Source organism: Pseudomonas sp. DC3200b2, from assembly GCF_049895785.1.
Classification (GTDB): domain Bacteria; phylum Pseudomonadota; class Gammaproteobacteria; order Pseudomonadales; family Pseudomonadaceae; genus Aquipseudomonas; species Aquipseudomonas massiliensis.
This window is the reverse complement of the sequence record NZ_JAFCTA010000006.1, coordinates 254,425-276,996: the sequence shown is the minus strand read 5'-3', so window position 1 is coordinate 276,996 and position 22,572 is coordinate 254,425. Positions and strand designations below refer to the sequence as shown.

Below are 22,572 nucleotides of genomic sequence, written 5' to 3'. Positions count from 1 at the left end.
CATCACATCCTGGGGCTGAAGCCGGTCCCAAGGGTATGGCTGTTCGCCATTTAAAGTGGTACGCGAGCTGGGTTTAGAACGTCGTGAGACAGTTCGGTCCCTATCTGCCGTGGACGTTTGAGATTTGAGAGGGGCTGCTCCTAGTACGAGAGGACCGGAGTGGACGAACCTCTGGTGTTCCGGTTGTCACGCCAGTGGCATTGCCGGGTAGCTATGTTCGGAAGAGATAACCGCTGAAAGCATCTAAGCGGGAAACTTGCCTCAAGATGAGATCTCACTGGAGCCTCGAGCTCCCTGAAGGGCCGTCGAAGACTACGACGTTGATAGGTGGGGTGTGTAAGCGCTGTGAGGCGTTGAGCTAACCCATACTAATTGCCCGTGAGGCTTGACCATATAACACCCAAGCAATCTGCCCAAGGGCAGAGCGCGAAGACCACACCGAAAGTTCGCCATCACAAACGCACATACCCAGATTCGCTGCGCCGTGAAAACGAGGCAGCTACCAAATTTCTTGACGACCATAGAGCGTTGGAACCACCTGATCCCATCCCGAACTCAGCAGTGAAACGACGCATCGCCGATGGTAGTGTGGGGCTTCCCCATGTGAGAGTAGGTCATCGTCAAGATTCATTCCCAAAACCCCTGGTCGCACCGCGATCAGGGGTTTTGTCTTTTGCGGGTCTGAAACGGCATGCGTCGAGCCGCAGGCTTGAGGCATATAGTTCGGGTCGCTTAGCTTGCAGGCTGTTACCGCTCATATCTTGTGCATAAGAAAGCCGCCTCGGCAAAAGCCCAAGGCGGCTTCAGGTAACGTCTGCTCAGATGGCTGCGTCGGCAAGCTCCGATGCGGCCTGAGCAACAAGAGATTCGTCATGACGTCGGATGAGCTTCCAGTCGGCTTCGTCAATGTAGATGCCGTTGGGGCCGCTGCCGCCTTCCAGGTCGATGGCCACCCGCGCCGATACCTGCGGTTTCACCGAAGCCAGGATAGGCGTAAAGCCCAGTTGTTGGCTGGTTTCCAGCAAAGCCATCTGGTTGCGTTCGTCGATATCCGCTGCCTCGTCCAGATAGTAGGGGAGGCGGATACGGCCTGCCTGCTCCCGGTCCATCAGGTGCAGCAGCAGGTACATGTTCGTCAATGCCTTGATGGTCATGGTGGTGCCGTTTGACGCCGCGCCGTCGATATCGGTATGCAGCACTGGCTGGCCGTTGACCTTGGTGATCTCGAACGCCAGTTCGAACAGGTCCTTGAGCCCCAGCTGGTTGTGGTTGGCGGCTACCAGGCGAGCCAGGTATTCCTTGGCTTCTTCGTTCTTGCTGTCCTGCTCAGCGCTCTGGCTCAGGTCGAACACGGAGAGCGTTTCGCCTTCTTCATATTGACCGGCGCTGTGAATGATCTGATCGATGTGCTTCAAGGCATCTTTGTTGGGCGCCAGGACAATGCGGAAACTTTCCAGGTTGGAAACCTGGCGTCGGTTGATCTCACGGTTGAACAGGCCCAACTGATGTTCCAGGCTGTCGTAGTCGCTACGGATGTTGCGAAGGGTACGGGCGATGTCGGTGACCGCGGCGCGGCGCGCCTTGCCAAGGGTCAGGGCTTCATCCTGACGATGGGCATAGGCGTTTATGAGAAGTTGCAGGCGCCGCTCGGTGTCGTCTTCGCTGTCGAACTTGGCCACTCCCTTCAACCGGACCTGCGCATACAAGGCCTCGATCTGGCCGTCGACCCGCAGCAGGGCCTGCCAGCTGTCCTGATAGTCGTTGAGCAGCGGGAGCAGGTTGCTCATGGCATCATCCACAGGCTCCATGAAGGGCGTGCCGAAAGGCAGGTCCGCTGGCAGCAGCTGGCGACGGCGCAAGGCATCGTCCAAGGTGCGTTGCTGGGCTTCCAGGTCGCCGATCTGGCGGCTGACCAGCTGAAGCTTGGCCGCCAGTTGCTGTACCCGCTCGGCAAAGGCATCGCTGGAGCGGCGCAATTCCTCCTGGGCGGCCTCCAGCTGGGCAAGTTGATCGAGTTTTTCCGGTTCTTCCGCAGCCAGGGTCTGGGCACGGCGATAGTCCTCCAGCGCTTTCTGGGCGTCGACCACCGCCTGGTAGAGCGTCTCCGCCTGGGCCTTGCTGGCGACTCGATCAGCCGCCACGGCCTGCTGAGCCTTTAGCTGACGCAGCTCCTTCTCCAGACGGTCCTTCTGGTCGCGCAAGGCCACCCGATCGGCCAGGGCCTGGAGCGCGGGTGGCTCGATGCCGGACAGATCGATGCTCATGCCGGGCACTTCGAAGCGCTCGCCCTGGAAGCGATCCAGCAGGGCCTCCAGCGTCCTGACCCAGGTCTCACCTTCGAGCGCAATGCCGCTTTCCCCCAAGGGCAGGCTGAACAAGGCGCCATTGAGGAGGCGCATCAAGCGCTCGACGTCTTGTTGAGAGAACTCTTCACGCAGGCGGGCATAGCTGTTGTTGTCCGCATGATCGAGCTGATGCTTGACTGACTTTAGGCGTCCTTCCAGTTCTCGTACCCGGTGGTCCAGATCGTCGTTGCTGAACTGGCGCGCGTGCGCCAGGGCACCGGCCAGTTCATCATGCGCGTCCTTGGCGGCCAACAGTTGCTGCTCCAGTATCCGTACGTCTTCCACCAGGGCGAAGCGATGTCGCAGCACGGACAATTCGCCCAGCCAGCGCTGGATGCCCGTGATTTCCCGCTCCAGACGCATCAATTCCTGAGTCGTGCCGCGCTGGTCGTTCTGCAAGACATCTTGCTGGCTGCGGTAGTGTTCGGCCTGGATAAGCAACTCTTCCTTACGATCACCCGCATAGGTTTGCCAAGTGCCAAGCAGCGAATCCAACAGAGGAGACAGGCGATGCAGCTTGCCGCGCAGTTGATCCCGTTGGCGCACGCCGTTGGCCAGGGCCTCGACCAATGGCCCCGCCGCCACCAGCGCGTTGTAGTCCTGCTCCATGCGCCGAACATCGCGGAAGGCTTCCTCACACGCCGCAATGTAATCGACGCTGCCGGAGCGAAGGCTGTGTTCGAATGCATCCAGGAACAGCTGCTTGAGCTTGGCGGCCGTGATTTCGCGCATATGCAGCAGGTTGATGAACAGTGCCCGGAACGTCTTGAGGCTCTGCTCACTGGTGGAGCGCAGCGGAATCAGGGTCAGGTCCAGTGGGATGGAGGTGTGTCCACCCACCAGCAAGCGCCTGAGCTCGTCGGGCTTCACTTCATAGGCCTTGAGGCCGTGGCGCTCCAGGTTGGCGAACAACTCCTTCTGGCGCAGGCAGGTGTCGTCTTGCTGGTAGTGGGCCAGGTCCAGCGCGCCGGCGTAGACGAAGAACTGATGGCCGAACCCACCGCCCGGGCCGCGACCTACCACGCCAATGACATGAGGGCCATGGGGCAACAGCACTTCGCACAGGATGTAGCTGGTATCGCTGGCGAAGTAGAAGCGACGGGACTGCTCCAGGCTGTATTTGCCGAAGCTCATGTCAGACATGCGCGCCAGGATAGGGAACTGCAGCGCATTGATCGAAGCGCTCTTGCCGAGGTTGTTGGCGCCATATACCGACAAGGGATGTTCCAGAGGGAACAGCCCGAGGCTGTAGCCAGCCGTGTTCAGCAGGGCGAAGCGGCGAATGCCGTAGCGTTCCTGGCTCATGCGTGCAATTCCTGTTCATCGGCGATGGCCCGCGCCAACGCTTCGTCATCATCGAAAGGCGTAGGGCTCAGTGGGTGGTCCGTTGGCGCTTCGGCCGGCTCGTCTGCCAGGATTGGGGTCGGCAAGGGCAGCGCGCTGTGAAGGCTGGCGGCCAGGTCACGGTCCTGCTGGACGGACAGGCACACGTCAAGGAAGCGGTGCATGGGCGCCAGGAAGCGATACACGCCGTTTTCTTCATGGGTGAAGCCAAGCTGGGCCATGCGCCTCAGGATTTTTTCCTCGAGCTCTTCAACCGTCTGCACTTCGGCCTGGCCGAAAAGGTCCTTGTACTTCTCCAGCAGCGCTGGCAGTTCATCACGCCCAAGGCTGCCGCCGTCCAGCACGGCGATCGGGTCGCGGCCCTGGTCGGCCAGATGTTCCACCAGGATGAAGGTGAACAGGGAAAGCCGCTGGGCGGTCTTGTTCACCTGGGCCGCGGCCTGTTCCGGAACGAAATAATAGAAGCCACGGGTATCGCATACCAGTTCGAAGCCCAAGGCCTTGAACAGCGTGCGATAGGCGTCCTGGCATGTGGAAAGCTGAGCATAGAGTTCCGGGTCGCGCCGACTGATATGAAAGCCTTTGAACAGCTCACGGAAGATGGGCGCCAGCTGGCTGAGTTCAGAGAGATCAAGATTCATGCAATGGGCTCGACATAGATTCGCCAGGGCCCGTTGGCAGAGGGCCTTTGGCGGAAAACAAGGCAAAGGAGCGCAGACTCAGCACATGCTCAGCGGTCAGGTAGTCCTGGCGCTCGAGGCGCTGGCGGCTGAAGCGCTTGTCCCGAGACAAGCGGGAGAACCAGTAGAGCAACTCATCGGTGGGCCCACCGGGCTCCTGCTCCAGCAGCCAGGCCATCAGGTCCGGCAATGGCAGCGCATGCTCGCAGCGCTCGAGCATCTCCCGAACGGTACGCGGTGCCCTCGGGGCATCGCCCTGATCGAACTTCTTTTCCGAGCGCGGGAAGCGGGCGGGCTTGGACTCGAAGCGGGCCAGGGCGTAGACATACGCCTCGACTTGACTTGCCGTGCCCAGGAAGTTGCTTTGCGGCCGGGTAAACAATGGCAGCGCCGCCTGGGGCACGGCATCGAGCCCCTTGCGCCGCATGGCCGCCAGGGCCAGGGCAGCGCCCCGGGTAACGGCATTGTGGCGGCGCGCCTCTTCGCGTAGAGGCAGCAACAGCTCCCGCGCGTGGCGCAACGTCAGCTGCGCGCTGGTCTGCATCTCCAGGATGCGCGCATGGGTACGCAGCAGCATGTCGTCGTCCACCAGATGCCCCAGCCGTTGTTGCTCGCCCAACAGGCGCAGCAGCACGGTCTCGACCTTGCGCACGCCTTGCTCGAAAGCGCCATCAGCGTTCACCAGCTGAATCATCGGCTCGATGTATTCGTCCCAGGTCGCCAACACTTCGGCATAGCGCTGGCGCAGCGGGATCTGCCGATCGCTGGTCTTGGCGCGTTCGGCCACCGCGACCAGTGCCTGCTCATCATTGGCCAGCTTCTTGAGCACGTCGCGCACGCGCATGTCCAGCAAGCGCAGCTGGCGAGCCAGGTCATTGCCGTCCCGAATGTCGAACGCATCCTGGATATGCCCGGCCAGGCGCTCCAGGTGTCGCAGGTAGGCTTCGATCTCCAGGCAAAGCCCGAGCCGATGTTCGCGACGCAGGTAGGCCAGGAAGTCATGGATCTGGGCGTTGAGCTCGAAGCGGTTGGGGCTTTTCGCCACGGGCACCAGGATGTCCAGACGTATCCAGAGGTCCAGCAGGGCGGTGATGTCCTGCGGGCTGCTTTCCCGCTGCTGGGCCGCCAGTTGCAGGCGTAGTTCGCCGAGGCTGAGGGTGCCCTGGTCGAAGCGTTCGCACAACGGCTCCAGCAGCGCCCAGTGTTCAGCAAGGGCGCGCAGGACGCGCTTGGGGTCGATCATGGGAGGGCCGGTCGGTTGCCAGAAAAAGGCCGGATTGTAGCGCATCCCCGTCCGGCGGCGGTGCTGTCGGTCGCCAGGCAACGGTCGCCTGCCCTTCGTGAATTGCCCGGCGCCGGGTTAGAATCGCGGCCCTGTTTTTCAACTTGGGCTCAACGTGCTGACCGAACCTCGCCGCCGCGCTTATCTGGATGCCATGCAGGTCGTGCAATGGCTGCCCCGTGCCGAGCTGCCCTTCGCTGCGCCGTCCCGCCCCGAGCTGCTGGCCTGGGTCGAGGCGCCTGCGGTCGCGCCAGCCGTTGATCCGGAATCCGCTCCGGGGTCGCCTCTCCCCACGGCCCCGGTTGCCCCCGCTCCCGCTCCCCGACCTCCAGCGCCTTCGATACGGCCGAAGATCGAAGTGCCCAGGCCATCGCTGGTCAAGGCAGCGCCAACGGCCAAGGCTGTCACCTCCGAGCCTGTCAACGTGACAGAGGCCAAGCCACAGGCCCCGGCGCCGCGCTTTGCGCTGCAGCTGCTACGCGCGGGCAATTGCCTGGTGCTGGTGGAGCTCCCCACCGGAGAGCCGTTCCAGTCCCGTGACCCCGGTTACCTGTTGCTCAAGGACATGCTTCGCGCCGCTGGCCTGCCGGACGCGCCACAACTCCTGGGCGAGCCGGTGCGCTGGCCTCTGCTTGCGCGGGGCAGCCTGGATCAAGGCCCTCAGGCAGCCCGGGATTTCGTTCAGGGCTTCGTGGCGGCGCAGTTGGAGCAGGCCCCTTGCGCCTGCCTCTGGCTGATAGGCCTGCCGGCCTTGCGTTACGCCGGCGAGCAGGAGGCCAGTGCCTATTACCAGACGCTCACCATCGATACGCTTTGCGAAGGCTGGGCCTTGCCCGGCCTGGAAACCCTAATGGACGAGCCGGCCCGCAAGGCGGACGTCTGGCACGCAATGCGCCGGCTCATGGCGCGCTGGAAACCGCTGAATGAATGATGCAGTAAACTTTCGCCCGATGACCGAGGCTGATCTGGATGCCGTGCTCAAGGTCGAATATGCCGCCTATACCCATCCCTGGACGCGCGGGATCTTTCTCGACGGGCTCAAGAGCTACGAAATCTGGCTAATGTTCGAAGGGCAGCAACTGGTGGGGCACGGGGTGATCAACGTCATCATCGACGAAGCGCACCTGCTCAACATCACCGTGAAGCCGGAAAACCAGGGGCGGGGACTTGGATTGAAGCTGCTCGAACACCTGATGGATCGAGCCATGGCGCTCAATGGCCGTGAGTGCTTCCTGGAAGTCCGCGCCAGCAACCAGTCGGCGTACCGGCTGTACGAGCGCTATGGCTTCAATGAGGTAGGGCGGCGACGGGGCTATTATCCCGCCGCCGGAGGGCGCGAGGACGCGCTGGTCATGGCCTGTACCCTGGTTTAATCCGCTTCGCCATCCCAGGGCTTGCCGTCGAGCGGGTCCAGCCGGGCCAGCTCGGCTTCGTCGAGTCCGTCGCCACCGCCAATGTCGTCCTCATCGATGGGGTTGAGCTGTAGGTCGGCGGGGGCGTCACTTACCTCGGCCTCTTCCACGGATTCGGAGCCGTCTTCGCGGATCAGGGTTTCAGGGCTCATGTCGTCCATGGTCTGGTGATGATCATCGGTAGACGCGCCGGTCAGGCCGGCCTCCTGGACGCGCTCGTCCGAGGCATAGGCTTGCGATTCAAGTGCGTCACCCGTGAAGCCGGCGGGGCCGTCGTCGTTCGGGTCATTGAAATCCAGCGGGTGAACCGAGCCGATGCGGTCTTCGGTGGTGTCGATCTCGGCAGGCTGCGGTGCACCGTAAGGGCGTTGTTCAGGGGTCATGGTTGTCCTCCGGTTAATGGGCCTTACAAGGTGGACTCGTGACCTCGAGCAAGATTCAATCGAGCGAACCGCGCCGAGACCTGTACCGCCGCGTGACTCGCCCCCCGGCAGCGGAGTCACACTGGTGCATCACTTCCGAGGCCCCGACCATGCATGACCTACAAGAACTGATCGACAACAATGCCCGCTGGGCGGATGCGATCAAACAACGTGATCCAGACTTCTTCGCCAAGCTCGCCCGCCAGCAAACCCCCGAATTCCTCTGGATCGGCTGTTCGGATGCTCGGGTGCCGGCCAACGAGATCGTGGGCATGCTGCCTGGTGATCTCTTCGTTCACCGCAATGTGGCCAACGTGGTACTGCACACAGACCTGAACTGCTTGTCGGTGATCCAGTACGCCGTCGACGTGCTCAAGGTCAAACACATCCTGGTCACTGGCCACTACGGTTGCGGCGGCGTGCGCGCGGCCATGCAGGACCGCCAGCTGGGCCTGATCGATGGCTGGCTGCGCTCGATCCGCAACCTCTACTACGAACACCGTGAAGCCCTGGGCCAACTGCCTAACGAGGAAGCCCAGGTAGACCGCCTCTGTGAACTCAACGTGATTCAACAGGTGGCGAACGTCGGCTACACCAGCATCGTGCAGAACGCCTGGCATCGTGGCCAGAACCTGTCCATCCATGGCTGCATCTATGGCATCAAGGACGGCCGCTGGAAGAGCCTGGACGCGACCATCAGCAGCGCCGAACAGTTGCCACCCCAGTACAGGCTGCGCCCGCTGACATGATTGGCCACTGAACGGAGCGAACCCGCCCCGCCAAAAGCCGACTAAGGTGTGCACAAGCATTCGAGAAGGAGGCAAGGCATGAAAGGGTACGGGTGGATCGCGGCCGTATGCATGAGCACAAGCCTGGCGGCGCAGGCGGCCAGCGAAGTGGTCAAGCTGGATGAGGTAGGCCCCAACGGGGCTGTTCAGGCCATTGGTGAGGTGAAGGTCGAAGAAACCTCCCATGGCCTGTTGTTCACGCCGGCCTTGAAGGGGCTGCCGCCTGGCGTGCACGGTTTCCATGTTCACCAGAATGGAAGCTGCGCCCCAGCCATGAAAGACGGCAAGATGTCCTCCGCCGAAGCAGCGGGAGGCCATCTGGACCCGAACAAGACCGGCAAGCATGAAGGCCCTTATGGCGAAGGCCATCTGGGTGACCTGCCGGCGATCTACGTCAATGCCGATGGCACGGCGACCTATCCGGTGCTGGCGCCCCGCTTGAAAAGCCTGGCCGAGGTCAAGGGCCATGCGCTCATGATCCATGCCGGAGGCGATAATCACGCCGACATGCCACAGCCTCTTGGCGGTGGCGGTGCCCGGGTGGCCTGCGGCGTGCTGTGAACCGAGGCGTACTGCTTGCAGGGCTGCTGGCCCTGGACGCGGCCAGCGCAGCCATTGCCGCTGAAACAGACAAGCGTGGCCCGACGCTTTTCCAACGTTGGGCTGGCACTCAGTCTGGCGTGAGCGCTTTCGAAGGCTACCTCGCACAACAAGGCGTGCAGGATGTGGTGCCATCCTGGCAACTGCTGCGCACGGCCAGCGACTGGCGACGCTGTAGGGCCGAACCCTTTGCGGTGCCGCCTCGTGCGCAATGGCCGGATGCTGTCCGCACCCTGCGGCTGCTCCGGCTATTGCGCGAGCGGGCCGTACTGGGCCAGTTCGAAGTGGTGTCAGCCTGGCGCGGCGAAGCGCTCAACCGCTGCGCCCAGGGTTCGCCTCGCAGCGCCCACGTTCACAGCTTTGCCGTAGACCTGCTGCTTGCCAGCGATGCCCCTGGCCTGTGCGGCTTCTGGAAGGCCGAGGGCCAGGCCTGGGCCATGGGACTGAGCCACTACCCTTCCGGGCGGATACACATTGACGCGGCCGGATACCGCACCTGGGGTGCGGACCACAGTCAGCGCAGCGCCTCCTGCCGCTGATGAGCGGTCAGGGCAGAGGGACAGGCGTCAATACTGGGCGCCCGGAGAAGTGCGCCAGCAGGTTCTGGGTGACCAATTCCACGGTGGCCCTCACCGCCTCGGGCGACAAGCCAGCTACATGAGGCGTCAGCACCACATTAGGAAGGGCTCGCAAGGCCGCGGGCACATGGGGTTCGTTTTCGAACACATCAAGCGCGGCGCCCGCCAGGCGCTCGTTGGCCAGGGCATCGACCAGCGCCGCGGTATCCACCACGCTCCCCCGGGCAACGTTCACCACGAACCCATCGGAGCCCAGGGCAGCGATCACGTCCGCATCTACCAGGGCACGGGTGTTTTCGCCGCCCGGCGTGGCGATCATGAGGATATCGCTGTTGGCCGCCAGGCTTCGCACGTCTTCGAACCAGGGATAGTCCACGTCGGCGCGCGCCTGGCGGTTGTGATACCCCACCGCCATGCCAAAGCCCAGGGCAGCGCGGCGCGCAATGGCCAGGCCCACCGCGCCCAGGCCGAGAATGCCCAGGCGCTTCCCGGTCACGGAAGGCCGCATCACCTTGCTCCATTCTCCTCGGCGTACCGACGCATCGGCCCGAGGAATGTCGCGTACCAGTGTCAGCAGCAACGCCATGGCATGATCGGCTACCGCGGGTGCGTTCACGCCCGCACCATTGGTGACTACCACGCCGCGTTGCCGTGCCGCGGCCAGGTCAACCCGCTCGTAACCGGCACCGATCACGGTGATGATCTGCAGCCTGGGCAAGGCTGCCATTTCGTCGCCCGTCAATCCAAGGGGGCCGCGGGTGAGCACCGCGTCGATCAGGCCGCCTTGCTCGGCAATGGCCTCGGCCCGAGCTTCGGGTGTGGTCGCCAGTAGCAGCCGGAAGCCAGCCTCTTCCAGTATGGGCAGATAGGGCCCAATGGTTTCCACCAGTACTAATACGGTCGCGCTCAAGGCCCTGCTCCTTTCTGGATTTCGTTCACTCTATCGCGGCCTGGCGCCGCATTGGAGAAAAACACTCGTGCCAGGGTCACAGTTGCTTCGGCATGGCCTGGCCGAATGCAATGAAGGAGACGATCATGGCATGGTTGGTCGACCCCGCGACCTGGGTAGCCCTTTTGCAAATCCTCCTGCTTGATTTGCTCTTGGGAGGAGACAATGCCGTGGTCATCGCCATGGCCTGTCGTCGCCTGCCCGAAGCCCGCCGCCGCCAGGCCATCTGGGCCGGCATGGCCGCGGCTATCGCGTTGCGCATCTCCTTGCTGGGCTTGGCCATGCATTTGTTGGAACTGCCATGGCTCAAGCTCGGCGCTGGCGTCCTGCTGGTCTGGATAGGCATCAGCCTCATTGCGACCCCTGGAGATGACCACCGCGACCTGCAAGGCAGTACCCAGCTGTGGAAAGCGGTCCGCACCATCGTCATTGCCGATGCGGTGATGTCCCTGGATAACGTGCTGGCCGTGGCCGCCGCCGGGCATGGCAACCTCTACCTCGTAGCGGCGGGCGTGCTGCTGAGCATCCCGTTGATCGTGTTCGGCAGCCGCCTGGTGCTGGCCCTGATGGAGCGTGTGCCAGTCATCGTTGCGCTTGGCGGTGGGCTGATCGGGTGGATTGCCGTCAGCCTGGTCTTGTCAGACGCTGTCCTGGCTCCATGGGTAATGGCCCCGTCCAGCCCCTTGCACTATGCAGCCAGTGGCCTGGGCGCGGCGCTGGTCATGCTGGTCGGCATGGGGCTGTCCCGCTACCGGGCCAGACGGCAGGCAGCCGCGACCTAGGCTCTGCTAGCGCTCGAAGGCAAGGGCATTGGTCAGGTCGCCCATGGGCGTCTGGCCCCGGGCGGCCATGGCTTTGTCCCGAGCAACAAGGCCGTCGAGCGTCTCCAGGTCGAACACCCGCGTGATCAGGCGCAGGATCGAGGCGGTGTCGTATACCGTATGGTCTACCGTGCCCTTGCGCGCGAAGGGCGAGATCACCAGCGCGGGTATCCGCGAGCCAGGGCCGAAGCGATCGCCCTTGGGCGGGGCGACGTGATCCCACCAGCCGCCGTTCTCGTCCACGGTCACCACCACCACCATGTTCTTCCACTGGGGGCTTTCCTGCAGGGTACGCACGATGCGCGCGATGTGCCGGTCCCCAGAGGTCACGTCAGCGTAGCCCGCATGCATGTTCAGGTTGCCCTGAGGCTTGTAGAAGGTCACTGCGGGCAGCTTGCCGGCGGCGGCGTCGGCCAGGAAATGGTTGCTCGACGGGTCTTCGCCCAGGCCGCCGTCACGCAGGCGTCGCTTGCGCTCCTCCGGGTGCTCCGGACCCTGTTGAACGAAATAGTTGAAGGGCTGGTGGTGGTATTGGAAGTTGGGGATCTTCGGAATGCCGGGCGAGTCCTTGAACTGATCCAGGGTCGCTTGCCAGCCGCCGGCATACCAGGCCCACTCCACACCCTTGCGCGATAGCTTGTCGCCGATGTGTTCGTGGTGCTGTGGCACCAAGACATTGGGTTGGTCCGGCTTGGCGTAGTCTGGCCGTTCCGGGTCACGAATCCAGGTCGGCCAGTAGGGCGGCGCCATGGTGTTCACCGCGTAGCCGTCCGGAGTGATCGCGCTGGGACCGAACTGCGGCGGGCCTTGCATGGCACTGGCCGGCGAGGTGGGGAGCGGCTTGAGGCGAGTGTCCAGTGGGTCGTCGCTCAAGAGGGTGGCAATCTGCGACTTGGCTACCGAGGTATCAGCGTTGGGGTAAACAGGTGCGGTGGCGCTGACCAGGTATTGATGGTTGAGGAAGGAACCACCGAAGGCACCCTGGAAGAAGTTGTCACACAGTACGAACTCCCGGGCCAGGTCCCACAGGCGCAGGGCGTAGCGGCTTTGCGGATAGTAGCCCATGGTCAGGCCACCGGAGTCGGCCCAGGCCACGAACTGATCGTTACGCCCGCCGTTGATCTGCATCTGGTTCTGGTAGAACACGTGCCAAAGGTCGCGGGTGACCAGGCCCATGGGCAGGTCTTCCCCTTGCGGGCCCTTGAGCGGGAAGGGCGCATTGGGCAGGTTCTCCTGATACTGCACGCCGCTGGGGTAGGTCACCCCTTCAACGGTCTGCGGACCCAGCTGCAACACGCCGCCCCAGGCTGGCGGCAAAGTGGTCAACAGGCTGCCGTCCCGGTCCCGCTGCTGGTATTGCGCCGGCTTGAGCGAAGACAGCGGCGCCTCCACTCCGGGAAAGTCAGCGAACAGATTGTTGAAGCTGCGGTTCTCGGCATAGATCACCACAATGGTCTTGACCTGCTCGCGCAAGGCCTTGTCCAGCTGCGTCGGGTTCAACGGCGCCGGTTGGCCAGGTGCATTCGAAGTAGGGATGCAGCCAGCCAAGGCGCTGCCGGCGCCCATCAAGGCCATGCCACCAAGGAACCTGCGACGACTCGAGGAGAGAGTAGGGGCGTCTGGGGTGGACGGATCGTCTGGCTGATCGCTCATATGGCTTCCGCAACTGTGTCCAAATGTTGCGGCGAACCTAACAATGGAAGATGACACTTGGGTGACAGTTGCCAAGGCCTTCCTCAAGTTTCATCCATGCAGCGCATCAACAATCGAGTGCTTTCCAGGCGCGCACAAAAAAGCCCGCGCTAGGCGGGCTGTCTTGTCGTTCTCGATGCCGAAGCAGGCGAAAACAGGTTTGGTGGCTACACAGGGACTTGAACCCCGGACCCCAGCATTATGAATGCTATGCTCTAACCAACTGAGCTATGTAGCCAAGTGGCGCGCATTATTCGCGCTGAGCGGGTAAGTGTCAAGCATCTATTTTCAATTTTTTTCCAGGTCGATGCTTGTAACCGCTTGAATCCATGACGGTTCATCCTTATCCCCACTGCCGGTAAGCCGGCCGGCGGGAAACCGAGACTGCAGGGTTCAAAGGGTGCAACACGGTGTGAATATTGCTAAGGATCAGGCCTGGCCTCTCAACGAGGCCCCCTTCCTTTGTCCAGGAGTGTCGTCGGGCATGGCCACCTTGCTTTCTCCAGGGATCCGCCTATTGGGCCGATTCACCTTCGCAGGCAAATTCCTGCTGCTGTTTGTGCTGTTCATGCTGCCGCTGCTGGCGAGCCTGGGCATGCTGGGCCATGGCTACCAGGCACGCCTGGATGTCATCGGTCACGAGCGCCTGGGCATCGCGCGGCTCAAGGCGCTGGAGCCCACGGACCGCCTGCTCAACATCCAGCGTGCACAGGTGGCACGCTGGAAAGCCCTGGACATCCAGCACAAGCCCACACCCGCGGCCCAGGCGGCACTCGATGCAGTGACCGCGACAGCGCCGCAACTGGTCGAGGCGGTGTCTCAGCTGGGCCTGGCGCTGAGTGATACCGGCGCCAGCGCTGAAGTGCTACGCCGTTACCAGACGCTACAACAAGCCACGGCTGCCCTGGACCTGCAACGTCTCGGCGGCATGGGCTGGTGGCCGGACGGCTATGACACCTTCACCAAAGCGATCAGCGACCTGCAATTGCTGCGCGAGCACATCGCCATGGACAGCGGCCTGATTCTCGACCCTTGGATGGATACCTATCTGCTGATGGAAATCGCTACCCAGCGCGCGCCAGATCTTTACGAGCGCATCGGCCGCCTGGCCGCGGCAGGCGAAAGCGCCATTGCCGCTGGCCAGTTCACCTTGCAGAGTCGGCTGCAGCTGCGCGACCTGCGGGCCCGGATAGGCGATGCCCGTGAGCAGCTGCGCAAGAGCGGCGGCGCCCTGGTGGCCCAACTGCCTGATGATGCAGGGTGGACGCGTCAGTACCAGCAAAGCTCCGAACGACTTGACCAAGTGCTTCAACTGCTCGATGAAAAGATGTATGGCAGCACCCTGGCCCTCACCAGCGCTGAATTCGACAGTAGTCTCGATAGCCTTGGCGAAGCCATCAGCGCCCTTCGGCAACAGGCCCTGGCTTCGTTGGATCAACGGTTGCAGGGTTATCACAGCCAGGTGATCAATGAATTCGTTCCTGTGGCCACAGGCTTTGCCGTGTTGCTGTTGCTGGCCCTCTACCTGTTCATCTGTGTGCAGGCCTCCATTCGGCGCAGCGCGGCAAGCATCACTACCCTGGCCGAATCCCTGCGTGACGGCGACCTGCGGGTGCAGGTGGAGGTCGCGGGCCGGGACGAACTGGCTGCCATTTCGGCAGCCTTGAATCGCGCGGTGCAGCAGTTGCGTACCAGCCTGGCCGGCGTGGAGCGTGAAAGCTCGGCCGTCGGTGGGGCTGTGGCCACCCTGACTGCCCAGGCTCATGGCACCTTGCGCGACGTTGAAGAGCAACAGTCGCAGATCAGCCAGATTGCCGCCGCCGCCACCCAGCTGGCAGCCACCTCCCAAGGCGTGGCCAGCAGTTGTGAGCAGGCTTCCACCAGCGTGCGGCAGACGCGTGAGATCGCGGTCAGCAGCAGCCAGCAAAGCGAGCAGACCACCCGTAATATCCAACAGCTCAACGCCCGCCTGACCGCCACCGCGCAAGCGCTGGGCCGGGTCAGCGAGCAGGGTCAGCAAATCCAATCCGTGGTGGACGTGATCGGCGGCATCGCCGGGCAAACCAACCTGCTGGCGCTAAACGCCGCCATCGAGGCTGCCCGGGCAGGAGAGCAAGGGCGGGGCTTCGCCGTGGTAGCCGATGAAGTGCGCGGCCTGTCTCAGCGTACCCAGGCCTCCACCGCGCAGATCGCCACCACGGTGGAAAGCCTGCGCGCCACGGTGCAGCAGGCGGTGGAGCTGATGCAGGCAGCCTGCGTCCAGGCCGAAGGGGATGCGGCGGCCGTTACGGGGCTGGGGGCGAATCTGGGCGCGATCGCGTCGGCGGTGCAGGCGGTGAACGATAACCTGGCCCAGATCGCCACGGCTGTGGATGAGCAGGCGGCGACGGCCGATCAGGTCAGTGCAAGCATCCAGGAAGTGGACCAGGCAGCCCATCGCTTGCTCGAGGGCGCGCGGGCGGTGAGCGGCGCCGCCGGCAAGCTGGACGAAGGCAGTCGAGCCCTGCGTGCGAATACGGCTAGCTTCGCGACCCATTGATGGGCTTGTCGACAACTCGGCTGGAAGAAATTGTTGCGAGATGTCACAGTGGCGCACCTGAATAGTGCGCTACTGACCTCAGGTGATCCATGGCTCTCGCAACCGCAAGCTCCGCGCCACCGGTTTCATCGGCGGCGTCTCCAGCCGCCAGCCCGCTGGTAATGAAAATCATCGCCGCCTGTGCCCTGGCGCACTTGATCAATGACCTGATCCAGGCGGTATTGCCCTCCATCTACCCGATGCTCAAGGCCAACTATGGCTTGAGCTTCACCCAGGTCGGCCTGATCACCCTTACGTTCCAGATCACGGCTTCGCTGCTGCAGCCCTGGATCGGCTTCTACACAGACCGTCACCCCAAGCCGTTCCTGCTTCCAGCCGGCATGGTATGCACTTTGGCAGGCGTGCTCATGCTGTCCATGGTCGGCAGCTTCGAGCTGATACTGCTGGCCTCCGCCCTGATCGGTATCGGTTCGTCCACCTTCCACCCTGAAACCTCCAGGGTGGCGCGCCTGGCCTCCGGCGGGCGCTTCGGCCTGGCGCAATCGAGTTTCCAGGTTGGCGGTAACGCCGGCTCAGCCTTCGGCCCATTGTTGGCCGCGGCCATCGTGATCCCCTTCGGGCAGGGGCATGTGGCCTGGTTCGCGTTGTTCGCCCTGTGCGCCATCGGCGTGCTCTACGGGCTGAGCCGCTGGTACCGCGCTCACCTGAATACCTATGCAGCCAAGCGGGGACGCCAAGCCAGCCATGGGTTATCCCGGGGTCGCATCACCGGGGCGCTGGTGGTACTGGCCCTGCTGGTGTTCTCCAAGTACTTCTACATGGCCAGCTTCACCAGCTATTACACCTTCTACCTGATCGAGAAGTTCGACTTGTCGGTGGCCAGCTCGCAGTTGCATCTGTTCCTGTTCCTCGGCGCAGTGGCCGCCGGCACCTTCTTTGGCGGCCCCATCGGTGACCGTATCGGGCGCAAGGCGGTCATCTGGTTTTCCATCCTCGGCGCCGCTCCGTTCACCCTGATGCTGCCCTACGTCGATCTGTTCTGGACCAGCGTACTGAGCGTAGTCATCGGCTTTGTGCTGGCTTCGGCGTTCTCGGCCATCGTGGTGTACGCCCAGGAGCTGTTGCCTGGTAACGTCGGCATGGTCGCCGGGGTGTTCTTCGGTCTGATGTTCGGCTTCGGCGGCATAGGCGCGGCCTTGCTCGGACAGCTGGCTGATGCCCATGGCATCGAATTCGTCTATACCCTGTGCTCGTACCTGCCCTTGCTGGGGATACTGACGGTGCTGCTGCCATCGACCCGGGCAAAAGCCTGAGGCCTACAACTGCCCGAGCAGCCACTGCCGGAATGCGCGCAACGAAGGCAGGCTCTCGTTGCGTTCCGGATAGCGCAGGTAATAACTGCGAGCGCTGGCCACCGGCGGGCCAGCGCTGATCAGCTCGCCCTTGGCCAGTTCTTCTTCCACCAGTACCCGCGGCACCAGGCCGATACCGATGCCGGCGCGTACCGCCTGGACAAGGTGAGACGTCAGCTCGAAGCTCGGGCCCAGGCGCATGGCTCGGTGCGGCAGGCCATGGTGGCTGAACCATTCGGCCCAGGCATGTGGGTTGCTGGCCACGCTAAGCAGGACTTGCCGGCCGATCTGTTCGGGGCCGGGCTGCCCCAGGCGCATGGCGTCGGCAGGGCTGAGAATGACCACCAGTTGCTCGGCATGCAGGCGGTGGCTGATCAAGCCCGGTACCTCCCCGATACCCACCCCGATGGCCGCGTCTATCTCGCTGGCAACGAAGTCGATGGCTTCGATTCGTGAATGGATGTGAATCAGCATGCCAGGATGATCGCGATAGAAACCATGCAACCGGGGCAGCAGCCATTTGGAGCCGAAGGTAGGCAGGGTGGCCAGGCGCAGGGTACCCACCCCGGACTGGAACGCCAACGCCTGCAGCGTGGCGCTGCGGATTCGGCCCAAGGCTTCGTTCAGCTCTCGCTGGTATAGCCGCCCCACATCCGTGAGCAGTACCTTGCGACCTTCACGACGGAACAAGGTCAGGCCCAGCTGCTGCTCCAGCGCCTGCACCTGCCGGCTGACCGCGCTCTGGGTCAGCGACAGCTCCTGGGCGGCGCGGGTGTAGCTTTCATGACGTGCTGCCGCCTCGAAGGCCAGCAGCAGCGACATGGATGGCGTAAGGCGGCGGTAATTCATTCGGAAAAGTCATCGATAGGGGGATCAATATCCGTTTGTGATCAGGCCCGGGCCCGGCGAAGATGGTAAGGCCCTGGCAGCAGTGAGTCACCCTGCGCCCATCATCATAACGAGGCATCGACCATGATCGCCCAGCTGCATCCGGCCGCCGTGAAGGCCGATTACCGTGATTTTCTCGTGGCCCTGCGTGCTCGCGGTTTCAAAGGTGAAGTCAGCGCCGACTACGCCAGCCGTACCGTGCTGGCCACGGACAACTCCATCTACCAACGGCTGCCCCAGGCTGCCGTGTTCCCTCGCGATGCCGGCGACGTAGCGCTGGTGGCCCGGCTGATGGCCGAGCCGGCTTACCAAGGCATCAAGCTCACCCCGCGTGGTGGTGGCACCGGTACCAACGGGCAGTCCTTGACCGACGGCATCGTGGTGGACCTGTCCCGGCACATGAACCGCATCCTGGAAATCGACGTGGAAGGTCGCTGGGTACGGGTCCAGGCCGGCGTGGTGAAGGATCAGCTCAACGCGGCCCTGAAGCCCCACGGCTTGTTCTTCGCGCCGGAGCTGTCGACCTCCAACCGCGCCACCATCGGCGGCATGATCAACACCGACGCCAGCGGGCAGGGCAGTTGCACCTACGGTAAAACCCGTGACCATGTACTGGCCCTGGAGTCGGTGCTGCTCGGTGGCGAGGCGTTGCACAGCCAGCCCATCGACCAGGCCGAGCTGGAGCGTCAGTGCGCTCGCCAGGATCGGGTCGGCGCGGTATACCGTACCGCCCGCCATATCGACGAGACCCAGGCCGAGCTGATCGAAGCGCGCTTCCCCAAGCTCAACCGTTGCCTGACTGGCTACGACCTGGCCCACCTGCGCGAGGCGGATGGGCGCTTCAACCTCAACAGCGTGCTCTGCGGCGCCGAAGGTTCCCTGGGTTTCGTCGTCGAAGCCAGGCTCAATGTGCTGCCCATTCCGAAATATTCGGTGTTGGTCAACGTTCGCTATGCCAGCTTCATGGACGCCCTGCGCGACGCCCGGGCATTGATCCAGCATGAGCCGCTGTCCATCGAGACCGTGGACTCCCGCGTGCTGTTGCTGGCCATGAAGGACATCGTCTGGCACAGCGTGGCTGAATATTTCCCGGCTGATCCAGGCCGGCCCACCTTGGGGATCAACCTGGTGGAGTTCAGCGGTGACGAGCCGGAGGAGGTGAACGCCCGGGTCGCGGCCTTCGTCGCCCACCTGCAGCAGGACCAGAGCGTTGAACGCCTGGGGCATACCCTGGCCGCCGGCAACGAGGCGGTAACCCGGGTGTATACCATGCGCAAGCGCTCGGTGGGCCTGCTGGGCAACGTGGACGGGGAGATTCGCCCGCAACCCTTCGTGGAAGACACCGCGGTGCCGCCCGAGCAATTGGCGGATTACATCGCCGAGTTCCGGGCCTTGCTCGATGGCCATGGGCTGACCTATGGCATGTTCGGCCATGTGGATGCCGGGGTGCTGCATGTGCGCCCGGCCCTGGACATGAAGGACCCGGCCCAGGCGGCCCTGGTACGGCCGATTTCCGACGCCGTGGCCGCGCTGACGCAGAAATATGGCGGGCTGCTCTGGGGCGAGCACGGCAAGGGCGTGCGCTCAGAGTACGTTCCGGCTTTCTTCGGCGAGTTATACCCATCGCTACAGGCCTTGAAGAGCGCCTTCGACCCTCATAACCAGCTGAACCCAGGGAAGATCTGCACGCCTCTGGAGAGCAGCGATGCCCTTTTGCGCATCGACGAGGTCACGCTGCGCGGCGAGCTGGACCGGCGCATCGACGAGCGCGTGTGGCAGAGCTACGGCACCGCCATGCACTGCAACGGTAATGGCGCGTGCTACAACTACGACCCGAACGACGCCATGTGTCCTTCGTGGAAGGCGACCCGTGAACGTGCCCAGTCACCCAAGGGACGCGCCTCGCTGGTACGTGAATGGCTGCGCCTGCAGGGCGAGGCGGGGGTGGACGTGCTCGCGCCCGGCAAGCGGCAGCCTGGTTTCTGGAAAACGTTGCCGCAGCGCTGGCGCAATAGTCGGGCGCAACGCGAAGGCCAGGCGGACTTTTCCCACGAGGTCTACGATGCCATGGCTGGCTGCCTGGCGTGCAAGTCCTGCGCGGGACAATGTCCGGTGAAGGTCAATGTGCCCGAGTTCCGCTCGCGCTTCCTGGAGCTGTACCACACGCGCTACCTGCGCCCGGCCCGGGATTACCTTATCGGCTCGCTGGAATTCACCATCCCGTACCTGGCCCGGGTGCCGGCCCTGTACAACGCAGTGATGAACGCGCCGGTAGTGCGCAACCTGCTGCAACGCCAGGTGGGCATGGTGGACAGCCCGTTGCTGAGCCGCTTCAACTTCCAGGCCAGCCTCGATCGCTGGCAAGTGCAACCGGCCACCGCGGCGCGCCTGATCGGCCTGAATGAAGCCCAGCGGGCACGCAGCGTGATCCTGGTGCAGGATGCCTTCACCCGCTACTTTGAAACGCCGCTGCTGGCGAACCTGGTCGAACTGGTGTCACGCCTGGGGTATCAGGTGTACCTGGCGCCCTTCTACGCCAACGGCAAGCCGCTGCATGTGCAGGGCTTCTTGAGCGCCTTCAACAAGGCGGCCATTCGCAATGCCAGCCAGCTGCAAGCATTGAGCGCCTTCGGTGTGCGCATGGTCGGCCTGGACCCGGCCATGACCCTGGTTTACCGCCAGGAGTACGCCAAGGTACCTGGCATTGCCCAACTGCCCAAGGTCGAGTTGCCGCAGGAATGGCTGCTCGATGCCCTGCCGGAGGGCCGTGAGGCGAGTGTGACCAAGCGGTACCGATTGCTGGCCCACTGCACGGAGAAAACCAATGTTCCGGCCAGTACCAGGCAGTGGGAAACCCTGTTCACCCGGGCAGGGCTGATCCTGGCTACTCAGGCCACGGGTTGCTGCGGTATGTCCGGTACCTACGGCCATGAAGCGCGCAATCAGGAGAGTTCCCGCACCATCTTCGGCCAGTCTTGGGCGGCGCAAGTAGCCGCGCCGGTGGAGGAAGCGGGCGAGGCGCTGGCCACCGGTTACTCCTGCCGCAGCCAGACCAAGCGCCTGGCCGATCGGGAGCTGCGCCATCCGCTGGAGGTGTTGCTGGAGCTGCAGCGCGCCCGCGGCTGAGCGCTCACGGATTGATAAGCGACGGCGTTCTGTTGTCCACAGGTAACGACCTGTGCCAGGAGAACGCCATGGCCCCGCCTGCTTTTATCCACACCCTCGACGTGCCCTTGCTTGTCAATCAATTGCCCCTGCGCGCTGATGGCAGCCTGGCGCAAGTCGAAGCCGTGCGCCTGGAGCGCAACGAGTGGGTGCCGAACAACCCGCGGCTTCCGGTGATCCTTTACCGGCAGGTGCTTTCCAGGATCAGCGACCCGGCCACGGCCTTCGAGCAGCTGTTCCAGGTCAACCATTGGCCCGCCCAATGGCGCGACGGCGTCTTCGATTACCACCACTACCATTCCACCGCTCACGAGGTGCTTGGCTTCGCCCAAGGGCATGCGCGGCTGCAATTGGGCGGGTCGGGTGGCTATGAGGTGGTGGTCGAGGCCGGCGATGTGGCCTTGTTGCCCGCCGGTACCGGCCACTGCCAGCTCAGCGCCAGCGAGGATTTCCTGGTGGTGGGGGCGTACCCGGCCGGCGCGGACTTCGATATCTGTCGAGAAGCTCCTAGCGCCAAGCAACTGCGGGCGATCGAGGCAGCGAGCTATCCGGATTCAGATCCTGTTTTCGGTGCCCAGGGCCCGTTTCATACGCTGTGGCAGGCCCAGTCATGAGCGAGGCGCGCATCGGCTTCGCCTGCCTGTACCGGCATTCCCAACGCAGCCTGGCGCTTAAGGCGCTGGAAGCCATCGAGAAAACCTTCAACCCTCGCACCACGACCCTGCGCTGGTTGTCCAGCGCCACGGAAGAGGCCGCCCGGGAAAAGCTGCTGCAACTGATCGAACACAACCTCGATGCCCAGCTGAAGCTGCTGGCCTATGTTGCCCAGTTGCCGCCCACGCTGCGCATGTTGCGGCTCAGCAGTGACCTGCTGCCGTTGTACAGCCATCCGAAGGTGGCGAGCTTCTACCACGACCCTGTTCTGCAGGCGCACCTGCAGCAACGTTTCGGCGCCATTGGCGACTTCGCCCGAGCCGCCGACATCCGCCTGTCGTTCCATCCCGGACAGTATTGCGTGCTGGGCTCTGACAAGCCTGACGTGGTGGATAACAGCGTGGCCGAGTTCGAATACCATGCCGACATGATCCGCATGATGGGTTACGGGCAGCGCTTCCAGGACTTCAAATGCAATGTGCACATCGCTGGGCGCCTGGGCGTTGAGGGCGTGCGCGCCACCTGGCCCAGGTTGTCCACGGAAGCGCGCAACACCATTACCTTCGAGAACGAGGAGAAGGTCTACGGCGTGAACGATTGCCTGGCCTTGGCAGACCTTGCCCCGGTGGTGCTGGACATCCACCACTGCTGGATCAACGAGGAAACCTACATTCCAGCTGACGACCCAAGGGTGGATCGCATCATCGAAAGCTGGCGTGGGGTACGCCCGGCCATGCACTACTCGCAACCTCCGGAGCACTTGCAGAGCCTGGGCTTCGGCCCGGATGTACCGCTGGAAATGCCGGCCCTGTTGGAAAAGGTCAACAAACGCGATCTGTATCTGCACAGCGCTCGCATGTGGAACCACCCCACCAACGAATATGCCCTGCAATTCCTGGATCGCTTCGACATCATGTTCGAGGCCAAGGACAAGAATCAGGCGACCCTGGAGTTCTACCAACGCTACCTGCTGCATAGCCACTGAGCGATTTCAAAATGAACTCCTTGCGCCGGCCGGGGCTCAGCTGAAGGTCACTATTCAACAAGCGAGGAGACCTGGA

The 22,572-nt window shown here is 63.3% G+C and carries 18 protein-coding genes, 1 tRNA gene and 2 rRNA genes; 13 read left to right on the top strand and 8 right to left on the bottom strand.

The window, feature by feature from the left end:
• Window positions 1-393, top strand: a 23S ribosomal RNA gene (locus ACP691_RS18565); the annotation flags it as partial.
• A gap of 117 nt (window positions 394-510) precedes the next feature.
• Window positions 511-626: ribosomal RNA gene (gene rrf, locus ACP691_RS18560) — 5S ribosomal RNA — on the top strand.
• A gap of 192 nt (window positions 627-818) precedes the next feature.
• Here rrf and mksF read toward each other — a convergent pair.
• From mksF to mksB, 3 genes are read right to left on the bottom strand one after another with little or no spacing between them, the layout of a single operon-like run.
• A complete protein-coding gene (mksF, locus tag ACP691_RS18555) occupies window positions 819-3,650 on the bottom strand; it encodes an Mks condensin complex protein MksF (RefSeq protein ID WP_426152257.1) in 2,832 nt (943 codons plus the stop codon).
• Window positions 3,647-4,330, bottom strand: a complete 684-nt coding sequence (gene mksE, locus ACP691_RS18550) for an Mks condensin complex protein MksE (protein WP_426152255.1) — start codon at window positions 4,328-4,330, stop codon at window positions 3,647-3,649. The genes mksF and mksE overlap by 4 nt, the downstream gene beginning before the upstream one ends.
• Window positions 4,320-5,612 carry an Mks condensin complex protein MksB gene (gene mksB / locus ACP691_RS18545; RefSeq protein WP_426152253.1) on the bottom strand — a complete coding sequence of 431 codons (1,293 nt, stop codon included), beginning with the start codon at window positions 5,610-5,612 and terminating at the stop codon, window positions 4,320-4,322. Before mksB ends, mksE begins: the two co-directional genes overlap by 11 nt.
• Window positions 5,613-5,766: 154 nt before the next feature.
• On the opposite strand from mksB, the gene ACP691_RS18540 reads away from it, so the two are divergent.
• Window positions 5,767-6,582 carry an energy transducer TonB gene (locus ACP691_RS18540; protein ID WP_426152251.1) on the top strand — a complete coding sequence of 272 codons (816 nt, stop codon included), beginning with the start codon at window positions 5,767-5,769 and terminating at the stop codon, window positions 6,580-6,582.
• The gene (gene rimI / locus ACP691_RS18535; RefSeq protein WP_426152249.1) at window positions 6,575-7,024 is read left to right on the top strand and encodes a ribosomal protein S18-alanine N-acetyltransferase; all 450 of its coding nucleotides are present in this window, start codon (window positions 6,575-6,577) and stop codon (window positions 7,022-7,024) included. The genes ACP691_RS18540 and rimI overlap by 8 nt, the downstream gene beginning before the upstream one ends.
• On the opposite strand, the gene ACP691_RS18530 is transcribed toward rimI, so the two are convergent.
• Complete coding sequence (locus tag ACP691_RS18530; protein ID WP_426152247.1) at window positions 7,021-7,446, bottom strand: serine kinase/phosphatase; 426 nt, start codon at window positions 7,444-7,446, stop codon at window positions 7,021-7,023. The two genes, rimI and ACP691_RS18530, sit on opposite strands and share 4 nt — an antisense overlap.
• A gap of 149 nt (window positions 7,447-7,595) precedes the next feature.
• Here ACP691_RS18530 and can point away from each other — a divergent pair, with 149 nt between their 5' ends.
• From can to ACP691_RS18515, 3 genes are all read left to right on the top strand, one after another.
• Window positions 7,596-8,234, top strand: a complete 639-nt coding sequence (can, locus tag ACP691_RS18525; protein WP_426152245.1) for a carbonate dehydratase — start codon at window positions 7,596-7,598, stop codon at window positions 8,232-8,234.
• Window positions 8,235-8,312: 78 nt separating this feature from the next.
• Window positions 8,313-8,834 carry a superoxide dismutase [Cu-Zn] SodC gene (gene sodC / locus ACP691_RS18520; protein ID WP_426152243.1) on the top strand — a complete coding sequence of 174 codons (522 nt, stop codon included), beginning with the start codon at window positions 8,313-8,315 and terminating at the stop codon, window positions 8,832-8,834.
• Complete coding sequence (locus ACP691_RS18515) at window positions 8,831-9,412, top strand: D-Ala-D-Ala carboxypeptidase family metallohydrolase (protein ID WP_426152241.1); 582 nt, start codon at window positions 8,831-8,833, stop codon at window positions 9,410-9,412. Before sodC ends, ACP691_RS18515 begins: the two co-directional genes overlap by 4 nt.
• Window positions 9,413-9,419: 7 nt before the next feature.
• Here ACP691_RS18515 and ACP691_RS18510 read toward each other — a convergent pair whose 3' ends face one another.
• On the bottom strand, window positions 9,420-10,361 hold the full coding sequence (locus ACP691_RS18510; RefSeq protein WP_426152239.1) for a 2-hydroxyacid dehydrogenase: 942 nt from the start codon (window positions 10,359-10,361) through the stop codon (window positions 9,420-9,422).
• Between the two features lie 122 nt (window positions 10,362-10,483).
• On the opposite strand from ACP691_RS18510, the gene ACP691_RS18505 reads away from it, so the two are divergent.
• Window positions 10,484-11,182, top strand: a complete 699-nt coding sequence (locus ACP691_RS18505; protein WP_426152285.1) for a TerC family protein — start codon at window positions 10,484-10,486, stop codon at window positions 11,180-11,182.
• A 6-nt stretch (window positions 11,183-11,188) separates the two neighbouring features.
• Here ACP691_RS18505 and acpA read toward each other — a convergent pair whose 3' ends face one another.
• Complete coding sequence (gene acpA, locus ACP691_RS18500; protein WP_426152237.1) at window positions 11,189-12,874, bottom strand: acid phosphatase; 1,686 nt, start codon at window positions 12,872-12,874, stop codon at window positions 11,189-11,191.
• A gap of 200 nt (window positions 12,875-13,074) precedes the next feature.
• Window positions 13,075-13,151: transfer RNA gene (locus ACP691_RS18495), tRNA-Met, on the bottom strand.
• Between the two features lie 246 nt (window positions 13,152-13,397).
• Between ACP691_RS18495 and ACP691_RS18490 the strand changes: the two genes are divergently transcribed.
• A complete protein-coding gene (locus ACP691_RS18490) occupies window positions 13,398-15,452 on the top strand; it encodes a methyl-accepting chemotaxis protein (RefSeq protein WP_426152235.1) in 2,055 nt (684 codons plus the stop codon).
• Between the two features lie 89 nt (window positions 15,453-15,541).
• Window positions 15,542-16,765, top strand: coding sequence for an MFS transporter (locus tag ACP691_RS18485; RefSeq protein ID WP_426152233.1), 1,224 nt, complete (start codon window positions 15,542-15,544; stop codon window positions 16,763-16,765).
• A gap of 3 nt (window positions 16,766-16,768) precedes the next feature.
• On the opposite strand, the gene ACP691_RS18480 is transcribed toward ACP691_RS18485, so the two are convergent.
• Window positions 16,769-17,653 carry a LysR substrate-binding domain-containing protein gene (locus tag ACP691_RS18480; protein WP_426152231.1) on the bottom strand — a complete coding sequence of 295 codons (885 nt, stop codon included), beginning with the start codon at window positions 17,651-17,653 and terminating at the stop codon, window positions 16,769-16,771.
• A 123-nt stretch (window positions 17,654-17,776) separates the two neighbouring features.
• Between ACP691_RS18480 and ydiJ the strand changes: the two genes are divergently transcribed.
• The 3 genes from ydiJ (at window position 17,777) to uvsE (ending at window position 22,496) form a co-directional block, all read left to right on the top strand.
• Window positions 17,777-20,818, top strand: coding sequence for a D-2-hydroxyglutarate dehydrogenase YdiJ (ydiJ, locus tag ACP691_RS18475; protein ID WP_426152229.1), 3,042 nt, complete (start codon window positions 17,777-17,779; stop codon window positions 20,816-20,818).
• 68 nt (window positions 20,819-20,886) lie between these two features.
• On the top strand, window positions 20,887-21,471 hold the full coding sequence (locus ACP691_RS18470) for a cupin domain-containing protein (protein WP_426152227.1): 585 nt from the start codon (window positions 20,887-20,889) through the stop codon (window positions 21,469-21,471).
• The gene (uvsE, locus tag ACP691_RS18465) at window positions 21,468-22,496 is read left to right on the top strand and encodes a UV DNA damage repair endonuclease UvsE (protein WP_426152225.1); all 1,029 of its coding nucleotides are present in this window, start codon (window positions 21,468-21,470) and stop codon (window positions 22,494-22,496) included. Before ACP691_RS18470 ends, uvsE begins: the two co-directional genes overlap by 4 nt.
• Window positions 22,497-22,572 lie beyond the last annotated feature (76 nt).